A 14,032-nucleotide genomic window follows, 5' to 3' on the forward strand; every position below is an offset into this window, starting at 1 on the left:
AATCTCGTTTTCAGACGACCTTTTGCCTTTATCCGTCAAACCGCTGCTGCTTCAGGTTTGGCTTTGTTTTTCTTGAATTTCAACACGGCTTCTTCTTTCGCCGCATCCCAGTCTATCCGCACGAAGCCGCCGTCGGCGAGTTTGCCGAACAGGAGTTCGTCGGCGAGCGGTTTGCGGATTTTTTCCTGAATCAGGCGGTGCATCGGGCGTGCGCCCATTTGCGGGTCGAAACCTTTTTCCGCCAAATACTTGCGCAATGCCGGCGTGAATTCGGCTTCGACTTTTTTGTCGAGGAGCTGGTGTTCGAGCTGGAGCAGGAATTTGTCCACGACTTTGGCGATGACGGGTTCGGACAATGGGGCAAACGGGATAATTGCGTCCAAGCGGTTGCGGAACTCGGGCGTGAAGAGTTTGTTGATCGCCTGCATTTCGTCGCCGCGTTCGCGCTTGGCGGTAAAGCCGAGGCTGGGGCGGCTGAGGCTTTCCGCGCCTGCGTTGGTGGTCATAATCAGGATGACGTTGCGGAAATCGGCGCTCTTGCCGTTGTTGTCGGTCAGTTTGCCTGCGTCCATGACTTGCAGGAGGACGTTGAAAATGTCGGGATGGGCTTTTTCGATTTCGTCCAAGAGCAATACGCAGTGCGGATGTTTGTTGGCGGCTTCGGTCAAAAGGCCGCCTTGGTCGAAGCCGACGTAGCCCGGTGGCGCGCCGATGAGGCGCGATACGGCGTGGGGCTCCATGTATTCGGACATATCGAAGCGTTGCAGCGGTACGCCCATCGAATAGGCAAGCTGTTTGGCGACTTCGGTTTTGCCGACGCCGGTCGGGCCGGAGAAGAGGAAGCTGCCTATCGGTTTGTCGGGCAGGGCGAGGCCGGAGCGCGACATTTTGACGGCGGCAACCAGCGCGTCGATGGCGTTTTCTTGACCGTAAACCATGTTTTTCAAATCGCGGCCGAGGAATTGCAGCACTTGTTTGTCGTCGTTTGACACGGTTTTTTCGGGAATCCGCGCGACTTTGGCGATGACGGTTTCGATTTGCGCTTTGCCGATGACTTTTTTCTGTTTGGATTTGGGCAGAATCCGTTGCGCCGCGCCTGCTTCGTCCATTACGTCGATGGCTTTGTCGGGCAGGAAACGCTCGTTGATGTAGCGGGCGGAGAGTTCGGCGGCGGCTTCGAGTGCGCCTTGCGTGTAGCGGACTTGGTGGAAGCCTTCGAACATCGGTTTCAAGCCGCGCAGAATTTGCACGGTTTCGGCAACGGTGGGCTCGACCACGTCGATTTTTTGGAAGCGGCGGCTTAAGGCGTGGTCTTTGTCGAAAATGGTGCGGTATTCGTCGTAGGTGGTCGCGCCGATGCAGCGCAGCGAGCCTTTCGCCAGCGCGGGTTTGAGCAGGTTGGACGCGTCCATCGTGCCGCCGCTGGTGCTGCCCGCGCCGATGATGGTATGGATTTCGTCGATAAACAAAATGGCGTGCGGGATTTTTTCGAGCTGTTTCAATATGGATTTGATCCGCGCTTCAAAGTCGCCGCGGTATTTCGTGCCCGCCAAAAGCGAGCCCATATCCAGCGCGTACACTTCGGCATCTTTGAGCGCGTCGGGAATGTCGCCGTTGACGATTTGATGCGCCAAGCCTTCCGCCAGCACGGTTTTGCCCACGCCTGCTTCGCCGACCAAAAGCGGATTGTTTTTGCGGCGACGGCACAGGATTTGTACCAGCCGTTCCATTTCGTGTTTTCTGCCGATTAAGGGGTCGATGCGGCCGGCTTTGACTTCGGCGTTGAGGTTGACGGTGTAGTCCGACAGCGAGCCGCTTTTCGATTCAACGGGGTCGTCTGAATCATTGTCGGGGTCGTCTGAAAAGCCTTTGTGTTCGTCGTCTTCGGTTGCGCCGTGGGCAATGCAGCGCAAAACTTCAAAACGCGTAACCGATTGCAGTTTGAGGAAATAGACGGCATGGCTGTCGGTTTCGCTCATCAGCGCCACCAAAACGTCCAAAGGCTCGACCAAGCCTTTGCCTGCGGATTGGGTATGCACCATCGCCCGCTGGATGACGCGCTGGAAGCCGAGCGTGGGCTGGGTTTCGACCGTATCTAAAAGGTGGTCGGGAATCTGCGGGGTATTTTCGGCAACGCTGGCGGCGAGTTGTTCGGATAACACTTTTAAATCCGCGCCGCAGAGCTTGAGGACGTTGGGGACGGAGGCGTCTTCTTCGATTAACACCAAAAGCAGATGCTCGAGGCTGATGAATTCATAATGAGCCTTACGCGCTTCGCGGTAAAGCTGCTGCAAAATCTGTTCCAATTCGGGTGAAAGCATATTAAATCTCCTCGACAATACATTGCAGCGGATGCCCTTCGGCTTTTGCCCGCTGCATGACCTGCTGCTGCTTGGTTTGGGCGATGTCCCGTGTGTAAGTGCCGCACAAGCCTTTGCCTTCGTGATGAACCAACAGCATCACCGCCACCGCCTGCTCCTGTCCGAGCATGAAGATTTCGGTCAGGATTTCGACGACAAATTCCATCGTGGTGTAATCGTCGTTCAGCAAAAATACGCCGTAACGTTTCGGCGGGGCGGTTTTTTGGTCGCTTAAAAGTGTATCGGATTCGTGATGTGTGTTTGGGTTGTTCATAAATATTTTGGCTTTGTGGAAGAGGATTTGTTTTCAGACGACCTTGTGAAAGGTTTGATATCAAATGAATCTATAAATATAGTGATTATAAGGTTTATTTCGATTTCTGTTGTATTTTGGTCGGTTTCCTCCATTTTCGCACTTTTTCCCTTGTATGGCTTGACGTTTTGGCTTAACAAATGTAAAAAGACGGTTAAGCAGAAGCCGGCACTCGACCAAGTATATAAAGCTAGGGAGAAACGCTGAACGTTTAAGTTTGCTGTATGCCTTATTTTGCTGATTTTGTTAATTTTTAAGTATAGGAAGTTTCTAATGGCAACCGGTATCGTAAAATGGTTTAACGACGCTAAAGGTTTTGGTTTCATCACTCCTGACGAAGGCGGCGAAGATCTGTTCGCTCACTTCTCAGCGATCAACATGGAAGGTTTCAAAACCCTGAAAGAAGGCCAACGCGTGTCTTTCGACGTAACCACCGGCCCTAAAGGCAAACAAGCTGCTAACATTCAGGCTGCTTAATTAAACGTGCGGCTTATGCCGTAGAATAATGGCGGGATTGATTCCCCGCCATTTTTTATTGTCTATGAGAAACGGAATCCATATGGCAGAAGACAAACAAAACGCCGCCTACGAAAACGCCCTGCGGCAGTTGGACGAACTCATCGCGCATCTTCGCAGCAGCGGGGAAGTCAGCTGCGCGGTGGCGGAACAAGAAGACCTGATGCTGATACGGCTTGCCGATTTGAAAATCGATTTGAGGCCGAATGATGAAAAAGCGATAGCGGATATTGACCGGTTTTACCGCCGCCATTTGGGCGACGGTAAATGAAGACGGATAATGCACAAACGCGTGATGAAGGTCGTCTGAAATCTCTATTTCGCCCCTGCCTGTTTTTTGGGCAGTCTTATTTTTCCTTTTAGTATCAACCGTTAATCCGATATATCCACAACTGGATTCACATAAAGCAAGGATAACTATATTTTTACGGCATAGAGGCTTTGGGGTCGTCTGAAAACCTGTTTCTATCATTCGGCAAATACGTTTACTCAAACGGCTTTTTCTGCCAATAAAACTTATCCTTTTTCAGACGACCTTTAAAGACTTCATCGCCGCCCAGCTCAAATACCAATGCACCCGACAAATCCGTCCGCAACAAAGTCGCGCCGTGTGCGCGGACGCGGGTTTGGACGGCGGGAGTGGGGTGTTTGTAAGCATTGGCGTAGCCGCTGGAGGCGACGGCGTATTTGGGGGCGACCGTGTTGAGGAAACCGCCGGATGAAGCCGTATTGCTGCCGTGGTGTCCCAATATCAAAATCTGGCTGTACAGCGAGCTGCCGTAGCGTTCTACCAGCCCCGCTTCGCCTTTGACGCCCAAATCGCCCGTAACCAGCAATGCCTGCCCGTCGGAAACGACGCGCAAGACGCAGCTTCGGTCATTGTCTTCGCCGACCGGGTTTTCAGACGACCTCAATAACTCGAAATTCACGCCGTCCCATTGCCATTGTGCTTCGGCGCAAAATTTTGCGTTCGGATAAAACTCAGGCTGTCCCGCCAGCGTTTCGCCGATTTCAATATCGGAAACGGCGTCCAACCCGCCGTCGTGGTCGCTGTCGTGATGCGACAGAATCAGCGTGTCCAAACGGCGCACGCCCATGGCGTTCAGGCTTGGCACGATACCTGTTTGCGCCGCCTGCACCGTACCCGTGTCAAACAGCAGGTTGCGGCTGCGCGTTTGTACCAACACCGACAAACCCTGTCCCGCATCCATCACGGTAATTCGCGCCAACCCGTCGTCCAAACGGTCGGGGCGGTAAAACACAAATCCAGCCAACACCAAACACGCCCAAGGCCGCAGACCCAGTCCGCGCGGCAACAGCCACAGCAAAGCCGCCGCAAAAGCCAAAACCAACAGCGGCACAGGCGCGGCGGCTACGGCAAATTCGGGCGACACCTCCGCCAGCCAAACCAAGCCGCGCAAAGTGTATTCTGCCAAACCTGCCGCCGCCCATTGCAAAGGTGCGAACGGCAACACCGACCCCAGCAGCGCCAAAGGCGTCAATACCCAAGAAAACCAAGGAATCATCGCCGCATTGACCAAAGGGCTGATGATGGGCAACGACGCAAAAATATAGCCCAGCAGTACCACTGACAAAACCGTCGCCGCCCATTGTCCGCGTACAGCCAAACGCCAGCCGCGTTCTTTCAGACGACCTGCCGAAGCCCAAATCAAGGCGGCAACCAAGCCGAACGATAGCCAAGTGCCAACACCCAAAACCGCCAATGGATCAATCAACACCACCACCGCCAAAGCCTGCCACCATGCCGTCCAGCCCGAAGACAGACTGCCGCGCCACCAAGCCCAGGCAAACGCCGCCAACATCAAAACACTGCGCTGCGTCGGCACGGAAAAACCCGCCAGCAGCGCATAAAACAAAGCCCCTGCCGCGCCGCCCGCCAAAATCCACACGCGCGGTTTTGCCGGTATCCAAGACAGTCGTCTGAAAATTAGTTTGACCAGCCAACCCGCCAACACCGCCACCATCGTAACGTGCAGCCCCGAAATGCTGACCAAGTGCGTCAAGCCCAAAGGTCGGAACGCCTGCCACAGTTCGGGCCTCAACGCCGATTGTTCGCCTATGCTCAAAGCCCGCATCAGACCGATACCGTCCGAAAAATCCGGGCTGTCCGCCTCGACAGCCTGCCAACGGCGGCTGACCGCATCGCGCCACACCGCCAAGCCGACACCGCCGCCCTCGCGAACCAAGCTCCTGCCTTTGCCCAGGGTACCCGCACCATCCAAACCGTTTGCCAACGCCCAAGCCTCGCGGTTCAACCCGCGCAGGTTCACTTCGCCGATAACCGGCTTGAGCCGTGCCGACACCTTCCAGCGGCTGCCTACCGCCCAATCGCGTTTCTGATAATCCGACAGCAATAAATCAAACTGCCGCCCGTCCTCCGTCCACGCCTTCGCCGCAAACTGCACCCGCCGCCCGTCGCCGCGCGGCATATCCGCGACTTCAACCGTCAACACCGACTCCGAAGCCCCGTTCAGCGGCCATTGCGCCGACAAAGCCGCTTCCGTCCGAAACACGCCGTAAGCCGCGCCGAGCAGGACGCACAGCATCATTCCCGCCACCGCAAACCGCCGTGAAGCCGCCAGCAAAACCAATGCCGCCGCCAGCCACGCAGCCCAATGCGGTACGGACGGCAAAGCGAACGAGGCAATGACGCCGACTGCCCAAAACGGCAATCCATAATATTTCAGCAAAACTGTTTCCCTTTTTATTATTAGTTTTGAAATTAGGTGGGGATAATAATTGAATTTCCCACAAACGTCATGAAAAAGGTCGTCTGAAAACCTGAATCTCAAGTTTTCAGACGACCTTTCGTCTTAGGGCTTCAATATTTCACATCGGCAACGCGGTTTTACAAATCCTGCAAACGCTCGACCGAAGGGGCGTAGTAATATGCGCCGGAAACGGCGGTGGAAAGATGCTTGAGCAGCAGGTCGGTTTTGCCGTCGGCATCGCCGAACATATGTAAAAGCTGTACTTCGATGTTGTGCAGGGTGTGGCAGTAGGCGGTAAACATCAGGCCGTGTTCGCCGCTGATTTTGCCGAAGGGCAGGCTGCGGCGGACGATTTTCAGACCCACGCCGTTTTCTTTCAGGTTGACGCGGCCTAAATGTGAATCGGGCAGGCGCACGTCTTTGCTGAATTCTTCATTCGTTTCTTTGCTGCGGCCGACGCTGGCTTCTTGTTCGGCAACGGGGACGGCATCCCATTTTTTCAGGTCGTGCAGGTATTTTTGCAGGAGGACGTAGCTGCCGCCGGCATCGGGTCGGCCTTCGGGGATAATGGCGACTTCGCGGACTTTTTCATCGCCTTGCGGGTTTTCAGTGCCATCGACAAAGCCGTCCAGTCCGCGGTCTTCATACAGGCGCAGGCCGTGTTCTTCGGTGGCGATGCTGATGCTGTCGCCGAACTCGGACAGGACGGATTGTGCGAGCGCGAAGGCGGCGTTTTGGCGGTAGGCTTGGATATGGATGTAAATATCGTGCTGGGTCGCAGGGGCAAGACCGTTGCCCATGACGGGGAAGGGCTTGATTTCGCTGCCTTCTTCTGCGTGTCCGAACGCTTTCCATGCGTCGCTGCCGAAGGCGATGGTCATGCCTAAAATATCTTCGGGAAAGCGGGTTTTGAGTTTTTCCAAGGCTTCAAGCGAGCTTTGGCAGGCGGTTTTGATGTCGTCGTAGCGGCCGTCGCGGATGTCGGCTTCGATGAATATGCCGGCTTGGGCGTGGTCGGGGATGATGGCGGTTTGCGGGCAGGGCATTGTGTTTCCTTTTCAGTTTATTGGATTTTTCAGGCGGTATTATAGCACTTAAGGTTTTCAGACGACCTCGTCTGAAAGGGCGGATATGATAGAATCCGCCGTTTGTGTTTTGATTTTCAACAGGTTCGCTTTATGTTCGGCACGATGTTTTTGATTATGATTGTATTGCTCCAGCTTTTCACGTTCGGGCTGGGGCGTTCGTTGCAATGGCTATTCGCGCCGGTGGTCGGCAAGGCGGGTAGGCGTTGGCTGATGGGGGTATCGTATTTCGTGACCAACGGCCTGCTGACTGGGCTTTTGTTGGAATTGGGACATTTTATGTTCCGCATCATGGCATTTTGGATGGTGTTGCTGCTGTTTGTGATGTATGCGGCGCTGGCGACATTTGTCCTGTTTCTGCTGCTGCGCAAATTCGTGGCCAGCCGGTTGCTGTCGCGCAGCCTGCGCTTGTTTGCGCCGCTGTTTGTATTAGGTTTGGTCGGCTTGGGGATGTACAACGCTTATACGCCCGTCGTCCGTCATCAGACCGTCGTGATCGATAAGAAAATGGACAAACCGCTGCGTATCGGCATGGCAAGCGACCTGCACTTGGGGATTTTGTTCGGCGCGCGGCAACTGGATAAGCTGGTGGACATCATGAACCGCGAAAAAGTCGATTTAATCCTGTTGCCGGGCGATTTGATGGACGACAACGTCGATGCCTACCGCAAAGAGAATATGCAGCCGCATCTGGGTCGTCTGAAAGCGCCGCTGGGTGTTTACGCGACTTTGGGCAATCACGATATGTTCGGCGACAGCGCTCGCATCCGCCATGACCTCGAAGCGGCAGGCATTACCGTACTCGGCAACCAAGTGTTGCAACACGATGCTTTCCTGCTCGTCGGCCGCAACGACGATTTGGACCACGACCGTCCGTCTGTTGCGCAGTTGCTGGAAAACCACAATACCGATCAGCCCGTTTTGCTGATGGATCACCGCCCGACCGAAGTCGAGGCGCACGCCAAGCTGCCTATTGACGTTCAAGTTTCCGGTCATGTCCACAACGGTCAAATCGCGCCGGCAAACCTGATTGTGCGCACGCTTTACCGCCTTGCCTACGGCTACGAGGAAATCGGCGGAAGACACTTTTTTGTCACGTCCGGCTACGGTTTCTGGGGGATTCCGCTGCGCTTGGGTTCACAGTCGGAAGTGTGGGTGATTGATGTGAAGGGGAAATAGCGGTATTGCAAAATGAAAAGATAAAAAGTACAGGCTTGCCGTTGCGTAGCCTGTATTTTTTATAGTGGCTTAACTTTAAACCAGTACGGCGTTGCCTCGCCTTAGCTCAAAGAGAACGATTCTCTAGAGAACGATTCTCTAAGGTGCTGAAGCACCAAGTGAATCGGTTCCGTACTATCTGTATTGTCTGCGGCTTCGTCGCCTTGTCCTGATTTAAATTTAATTCACTATATTTGTTGTGAAATGTTATGACGTGCGTGGCTTTGCTGTTTTTAGGATATGGTTCCAATCTATCGAATCAATCGGAAAAGGAAAATCAATAGAAAATTACCAAATAAAACTGTTCGAACCGGTCTTGCAATGCAAACTGTTTTTATTTATATTCACGTTTAAGAATAAAACACACTATCAATACTGAGCGAAAGAAAACACGGAGCACATCATGTTTGTTTGCATTTGCAACGCCATTACCGACCATGACATCAAAGAAACCATCGCTGCAGGCGCGAGTACCATGAGCGATTTGCAGGCTCAATTGGGCGTTGCGACCTGCTGCGGCTGCTGCGGCGAGTTGGCGGCTTCCTTCCTGAATGCCAACAGTGCACAAACGACAGTTACCGCCGGTATCAATGTGCAATCCTAATCTTGTCTAAAGCATTATCAAAGGTCGTCTGAAACCGAAATCAAGGTTTTAGACGACCTTTGCATTGACGGCAGCCTTTATCTTACAATCCGTTTTTCGTTTACCACACCACAAAGCATCCGCCATGAAGCTGACCCTGATGTTTCGAGAATATTGCAGTCTCTGTCACAAAATGCGTGAACAGCTCAAGCCGTATCAAGAGGAATTCGGTTTTGAGTTGGAAATCTTCGATGTCGATGAAGACCCTGTTTTAGAAGAACAATATAACGAGCTTGTCCCCGTGTTATTGGATGGGGACGAAGAAATCTGCCATTGGTTTTTGGATGAGGAAAAACTGAAGGTATGGTTGGAAGGGAAGAAACCGATCGCACGAGCATAGTTTGTTGTTCCATCCTGATGTGCAGTGAATCCCTTATCAATAAAAAGGTCGTCTGAAAAAAACAAACGGAGTTTTTTCAGACGACCTTTTTGCCATGTCAAAGCCGGATTATTCCGCCTTCAAACCTGCCACACACTGCCTGTCGCGATCTTCAAACGCTTGCGCGCCGCCGAGCAGGTCGAGCTGCTCTTGCGGGCTGAGTTTGCCCAATGAACGGATTTGATCTTCGGAGAGTTTGTCCAAAGGCTTGTCCCACATACAGGTGCAGTAATCGGTGGCGAGTTTGCTGTTGTTTGAATCCAAGTCCCTTTCTTTCAAATCGTTTTGCCATTTTTCGGCAAAGGGGATGTTTTTCACGCAAGACTCAAAGATGTTCTGCTTTGCCTGCGGTTTGGACATGGCACACTGCGAGAGCAGGGCGGTGGCGGCGAGCAGCGCCAAAATGACCCACGCCCAAATGCGGATGGTGCGGATTTTGGCTTTCGCTTTTTTACGCGCCGTGGCTTGCTCTTCGGCGGACATTTCGTTTTTCGGCTCAGTCATGCAGGCTTTCCATGCGGATCATGGTGATCGGTTTCTCCACGCAGCTTAATGCTTCGATGGCGGCAATGGCGCGCTTGATGTTTTTCTCGACCGTGCTGTGGGTCAGAATCACGATTTCGGCGGTGGTTTGGTCGATCACGCCTTTTTGGATTAAGGCTTCGATGGACACGTTTTCTTTTGCCAAAAGCGCGGCGATTTGCCCCAGCGTACCCGGTTCGTCTTTGGCTTGGACGCGCAGGTAATAGCTGCTGGTGATTTCGTCCATAGGCAGGATGGTTTGCGCTTGGACTTGTGCGGGTTGGAACGCCAGATGCGGTACGCGGTGGTCGGTATCGGCTTCAATCAGGCGTGCGATGTCGATGATGTCGGCAACCACGGCGGAAGCGGTCGGCAATGCGCCCGCGCCCGCGCCGTAATATAAGGTTTCGCCAACCATATCGGCGTTGACGCGCACGGCGTTCATCACGCCGTTGACGTTTGCCAAGAGGCGGCTTTCGGGAATCAGGGTCGGATGGACGCGCAATTCGATGCCTTTGTCGGTTTTGCGGGTGATGCCTAAAAGTTTGATGCGGTAGCCGAGTTCTTCGGCGTATTTGATGTCGCGGCTGTCGAGTTTGCTGATGCCTTCGAGGTAGCAGGCGGGGAAGTTCATCGGCGTACCGAATGCCAGCGCGCTCATGATGGTAATTTTGTGGCCCGCGTCGTTGCCTTCGATGTCGAAGGTCGGATCGGCTTCGGCGTAGCCCAACGCTTGCGCTTCTTTCAATACGTCGGCAAACGCGCTGCCTTTTTCGCGCATTTCGGAGAGGATGAAGTTGCTGGTGCCGTTGATGATGCCGGCGATGCTGCGGATGCGGTTGGCGGCGAGGCCTTCGCGCAGGGCTTTGATAATCGGGATGCCGCCCGCCACAGCCGCTTCAAATTGCACCATGACATTTTTTTCTTCCGCCAGCGGGAAGATTTCGTTGCCGTATTCGGCGAGCAGTTTTTTGTTGGCGGTAACGATGTGTTTGCCGTTTTCAATGGCTTTCAACACCGCATCTTTGGCGATGCCGGTACCGCCGAACAATTCGACGACGACATCGACGTCTTCACGCGCGACCAGTTCGAACGGGTCTTTGACAAAGGCTGCGGACGGACAGGTTTGGCGGGCTTTTTCTTCGCTCAAGTCGCATACGGCACTGATGCGCACTTCGCGTCCCAAACGGCGGCTGATTTCCGCCGCATTGTCCTGCAACACGGCAGCCGTACCGCCGCCGACCGTACCTAAACCTAAAAGACCGATGTTTACTGGCTTCATTGTGCCTCCTTGTGAGCCGATTCTCTTAAATCAAAAAGTAAAAACAGAAATTCAGAAAGCCCGAAACGCACCGCCGCCGCAGATTGATATAATGCTGATTTTGCAAGGGCGGAAGGCGCAGGCTAAAGTCGCCCATCCTACCTGAAATTGCCTGATTTTGCACCTTTTTTACGGAACGCGGCGAAAGGGCGGCAAGCCTGTTTGAAATTGATATATCAAGCCGAGAAAGAAACGGAAGAAAAATGCTGATTGAAGAAAACAAAACCGATGAAACCCTAAGCCTGACCGCTTATCGGGCGGGCGCAATCGAAGCGGGCGGCAAAACCTACACCGCCCCCATCATCTGGCGCAACGGCAAAATCGAAGCAATGAACGTGCAAATGCCGTCCGAACTGACTGCCGCCGACCTGTTTCAGACGACCTCCGAGTCGGACGGTTTGCCCGAAGTCATCATCATCGGCACGGGGGAGAAGCAGCAGTTCCTCCATCCGAAAATCGCCGCCGAACTTGCCGCACACGGCATCGGGTTGGAATGTATGAACACAGCCTCCGCCTGCCGAACGCTGGTGTTGCTGCAAGGTGAAGGACGCAGCGTTTGGGCTTGGCTGTGGGTGTGAACAGACATCCACTGGATATAAAAAGGTCGTCTGAAAATTTCAGACGACCTTTGTCTATGAAACAGCCGATACCTTATCCCAATACGACAAAACGTCCGTCAAAGACGGCAGCCAATTCGTTTTCCGAATAGATTTCGGTTTGCAGGGTGATTTTTCCTTTTTTATGGCGCTCGAACATGGTTTTGAGTTTTTGCCACTCTTCAGCCGGCGGACTGCGTGTGATGATGGTCAGATTGCCTCGGGCAGGGCGCAGGTAGCGGGTAGTACCTTCTTGAATGACGATATTGCCATCCGATTCGGGGCAATGGAGATAGACAGTTGCCCAGCCGCCGACGGTTGCCGCCAATGCGATACTGCCGCCGAAGGCAGTATTTTTATGATTGCGGTTGGGGGCGTGGGGTGCGAAAAGTACGGTCTGATCCGCTGTGGTTTCCAAGACGCTCAGGTCGAGCAGGGCGGTCGCAGGGATGTGGGCATGTAGGAAATCTTGCAGGGTTTTGGGGTTCATGGTCGGTATCGGGATAGGTCGTCTGAAAATCAGGAGCAGGCAGCAAAGCCCCACCAATTATAGCGATAAGGTAGTGCAGAGGGCTTATTTTGATTGCTTGTGCTGTCCTGCCAGACGCACATAATGCGCGGACGAATATTTCAAAAACTCTTTTTCTTTGTCGGTCAGCGGGCGGACTTGTTTGACGGGCGAGCCGACATAAAGATAGCCGCTTTCCAAACGTTTGCGCGGCGGCACCAAGCTGCCTGCGCCTATCATCACGTCGCTTTCGACGACAGTATCGTCCAGAATAATTGTTCCCATACCGATTAAAACACGGTCGCCGATACGGCAGCCGTGCAGCATGACTTTGTGTCCGACGGTAACGTCTTCACCGATGACAAGGGGCGAGCCTTCAGGTTTTTCCGCGTTTTTGTGCGAAACGTGCAAAACGCTGCCGTCCTGCACATTGCTGCGCGCGCCGATGCTAATGCTGTTCACGTCGCCGCGCAAAACGGCATAGGGCCAGACGGATACGTCTTCGGCAAGCGACACTTCGCCGATGATGACCGAAGTTTCATCGATAAGACAGGACTCGTGGACTTGCGGAGTATGGTCTAAGAAGGGGCGGATGGGGTTCATGCGGTTATTTCCTTTGTAAGCAGGGTTTGTTTTAAGAGGTCGTCTGAAACGGATTTTAAACTTTTCAGACGACCTTTTTAAATGTTGGGTCTTCGACTCAAACTAACTTTGTGAATAATGATCAAAAAATCAAGTTTGATTTATGGTCCTACTTTCAATCAATTTTTTCCATTGATATAAAAGGGACAAAAAGTATTCAAAGTCATAAATAGTTACATCCATTTCAGTAAATTCGTTAAAAATATTTATCTTATCTTTTGTTATGGAAATTGTGTGGGCATTACCTGTTCCCTGCCAGTTTTCTATTTCATCATTTTTAATTTGATTAATGACATCAATGAATAAATTGACAGTGTAATCGCAACCTTGAATGTCTCCTTCAAAAAAGTCTCCGATAACTTGTTCATCAGGATTAGCAGTATTTTTTACACAACAATAATTATCTTTATCTAAAAAAACTCCATGTTTTAACTCCTTCGGCAAACACAATAGGATTCTGACTCACGAACCGCTCGATTTCAGGGTCGTAATACCGGAAACGGATGTAGTGTAACCCGCTTTCTTCGTCGTAATACTGATCTTAGAAGTGGAACGGGATGTTGACTTTGATGTCGTCTGAAACAGGTTTCAAGTTTTTCAGACGACCTTTTCAAACCAACCCATACACATGAATTAAGATTTCAAACGGATTACGGTTTTCTCATCCTTTATTCATTAGAAAAAACGATCATTTTTCCTTCCGGATAATCTCCTTTCCAACCGCAAGGGAAACCGTTATGCTGGAAAACATACAAAATATCTTTCCAAATTTCCGGCATATAATTATTGGCGTAACAATTCAATAAAATGTCCATATAATAAGGCATTGTTTCCTCAAGGAAGTTTACTACACCCTCTATCGTGAGCTTTTTATCTGCCCCATGTAAATTCTTATCTAGAGCCCCCAAGCAATTGGTATTAATTAATTTACGACCAATCAAGTAGTGCCAATCAAAATCATCCGAATCTGGGAATTGCTGAGCCTCTATAATCTCCTGCCACTCATCCCATTCATCGCCTAACAGATATCTGGCTTCCTCCGGAGAGGCGGTAACGATAAATTTTTCACGATCGCCGTCATAAGGACGGGAAAAGAAACTGTCTGATGACAAAAAATCAACCACAGGTTGCGCTGATTCAAGTATTTGATTCCAAGTTTTTTTCATTGTTGTTTGCCTTTTGACTCAAATTTTACAA

17 protein-coding genes are annotated in these 14,032 nt (G+C 52.1%); 6 read left to right on the plus strand and 11 right to left on the minus strand.

Annotated elements, in window-relative coordinates:
* Window positions 1-35 precede the first annotated feature (35 nt).
* Both clpA and clpS read right to left on the minus strand, forming a co-directional pair.
* Window positions 36-2,321 (minus strand): ATP-dependent Clp protease ATP-binding subunit ClpA, encoded by a 2,286-nt coding sequence (clpA, locus tag H3L95_RS02360; protein ID WP_003755325.1) that lies wholly within the window; start codon window positions 2,319-2,321, stop codon window positions 36-38.
* A gap of 1 nt (window position 2,322) precedes the next feature.
* Complete coding sequence (clpS, locus tag H3L95_RS02365; protein WP_003755322.1) at window positions 2,323-2,634, minus strand: ATP-dependent Clp protease adapter ClpS; 312 nt, start codon at window positions 2,632-2,634, stop codon at window positions 2,323-2,325.
* 312 nt (window positions 2,635-2,946) lie between these two features.
* Here clpS and H3L95_RS02370 point away from each other — a divergent pair, with 312 nt between their 5' ends.
* Complete coding sequence (locus tag H3L95_RS02370; RefSeq protein WP_002217533.1) at window positions 2,947-3,150, plus strand: cold-shock protein; 204 nt, start codon at window positions 2,947-2,949, stop codon at window positions 3,148-3,150.
* Window positions 3,151-3,232: 82 nt separating this feature from the next.
* The gene (locus tag H3L95_RS02375; protein WP_003763006.1) at window positions 3,233-3,460 is read left to right on the plus strand and encodes a hypothetical protein; all 228 of its coding nucleotides are present in this window, start codon (window positions 3,233-3,235) and stop codon (window positions 3,458-3,460) included.
* A 214-nt stretch (window positions 3,461-3,674) separates the two neighbouring features.
* On the opposite strand, the gene H3L95_RS02380 is transcribed toward H3L95_RS02375, so the two are convergent.
* Both H3L95_RS02380 and H3L95_RS02385 read right to left on the minus strand, forming a co-directional pair.
* Window positions 3,675-5,900, minus strand: a complete 2,226-nt coding sequence (locus H3L95_RS02380; RefSeq protein WP_040667839.1) for a DNA internalization-related competence protein ComEC/Rec2 — start codon at window positions 5,898-5,900, stop codon at window positions 3,675-3,677.
* Between the two features lie 158 nt (window positions 5,901-6,058).
* On the minus strand, window positions 6,059-6,967 hold the full coding sequence (locus H3L95_RS02385) for a Dyp-type peroxidase (protein WP_003755313.1): 909 nt from the start codon (window positions 6,965-6,967) through the stop codon (window positions 6,059-6,061).
* A gap of 132 nt (window positions 6,968-7,099) precedes the next feature.
* On the opposite strand from H3L95_RS02385, the gene H3L95_RS02390 reads away from it, so the two are divergent.
* The 3 genes from H3L95_RS02390 (at window position 7,100) to H3L95_RS02400 (ending at window position 9,207) form a co-directional block, all read left to right on the plus strand.
* Window positions 7,100-8,185: a metallophosphoesterase gene (locus H3L95_RS02390; RefSeq protein WP_003755310.1), complete on the plus strand. Its 1,086-nt coding sequence runs from the start codon at window positions 7,100-7,102 to the stop codon at window positions 8,183-8,185.
* 442 nt (window positions 8,186-8,627) lie between these two features.
* Window positions 8,628-8,828, plus strand: a complete 201-nt coding sequence (locus H3L95_RS02395; protein ID WP_003755307.1) for a (2Fe-2S)-binding protein — start codon at window positions 8,628-8,630, stop codon at window positions 8,826-8,828.
* 124 nt (window positions 8,829-8,952) lie between these two features.
* Window positions 8,953-9,207 carry a glutaredoxin family protein gene (locus tag H3L95_RS02400; RefSeq protein WP_003755305.1) on the plus strand — a complete coding sequence of 85 codons (255 nt, stop codon included), beginning with the start codon at window positions 8,953-8,955 and terminating at the stop codon, window positions 9,205-9,207.
* Between the two features lie 108 nt (window positions 9,208-9,315).
* Here the strand turns inward: H3L95_RS02400 and H3L95_RS02405 are convergent, their stop codons facing one another.
* Entirely contained in the window at window positions 9,316-9,750 is a 435-nt protein-coding gene (locus H3L95_RS02405) for a hypothetical protein (protein ID WP_003755302.1), read from the minus strand.
* Entirely contained in the window at window positions 9,743-11,050 is a 1,308-nt protein-coding gene (locus tag H3L95_RS02410) for a homoserine dehydrogenase (RefSeq protein WP_003755300.1), read from the minus strand. Before H3L95_RS02410 ends, H3L95_RS02405 begins: the two co-directional genes overlap by 8 nt.
* Before the next feature lie 242 nt (window positions 11,051-11,292).
* Here H3L95_RS02410 and H3L95_RS02415 point away from each other — a divergent pair, with 242 nt between their 5' ends.
* The gene (locus H3L95_RS02415; protein WP_003755298.1) at window positions 11,293-11,667 is read left to right on the plus strand and encodes an Mth938-like domain-containing protein; all 375 of its coding nucleotides are present in this window, start codon (window positions 11,293-11,295) and stop codon (window positions 11,665-11,667) included.
* Window positions 11,668-11,740: 73 nt separating this feature from the next.
* On the opposite strand, the gene H3L95_RS02420 is transcribed toward H3L95_RS02415, so the two are convergent.
* The 5 genes from H3L95_RS02420 to H3L95_RS02440 all read right to left on the minus strand — a co-directional run bounded on the left by H3L95_RS02420 (window position 11,741) and on the right by H3L95_RS02440 (window position 14,001).
* Window positions 11,741-12,175: a YiiD C-terminal domain-containing protein gene (locus H3L95_RS02420; RefSeq protein WP_182096196.1), complete on the minus strand. Its 435-nt coding sequence runs from the start codon at window positions 12,173-12,175 to the stop codon at window positions 11,741-11,743.
* Between the two features lie 84 nt (window positions 12,176-12,259).
* On the minus strand, window positions 12,260-12,796 hold the full coding sequence (locus H3L95_RS02425; protein WP_003755292.1) for a gamma carbonic anhydrase family protein: 537 nt from the start codon (window positions 12,794-12,796) through the stop codon (window positions 12,260-12,262).
* Between the two features lie 129 nt (window positions 12,797-12,925).
* The gene (locus H3L95_RS02430; protein ID WP_003755290.1) at window positions 12,926-13,279 is read right to left on the minus strand and encodes a hypothetical protein; all 354 of its coding nucleotides are present in this window, start codon (window positions 13,277-13,279) and stop codon (window positions 12,926-12,928) included.
* A complete protein-coding gene (locus tag H3L95_RS14170) occupies window positions 13,242-13,340 on the minus strand; it encodes a hypothetical protein (RefSeq protein ID WP_094105930.1) in 99 nt (32 codons plus the stop codon). Before H3L95_RS14170 ends, H3L95_RS02430 begins: the two co-directional genes overlap by 38 nt.
* 163 nt (window positions 13,341-13,503) lie before the next feature.
* Window positions 13,504-14,001, minus strand: a complete 498-nt coding sequence (locus H3L95_RS02440; protein ID WP_003755287.1) for a hypothetical protein — start codon at window positions 13,999-14,001, stop codon at window positions 13,504-13,506.
* Window positions 14,002-14,032 lie beyond the last annotated feature (31 nt).

The organism is Neisseria sicca (genome assembly GCF_014054945.1).
Classification (GTDB): Bacteria; Pseudomonadota; Gammaproteobacteria; order Burkholderiales; family Neisseriaceae; genus Neisseria; species Neisseria sicca.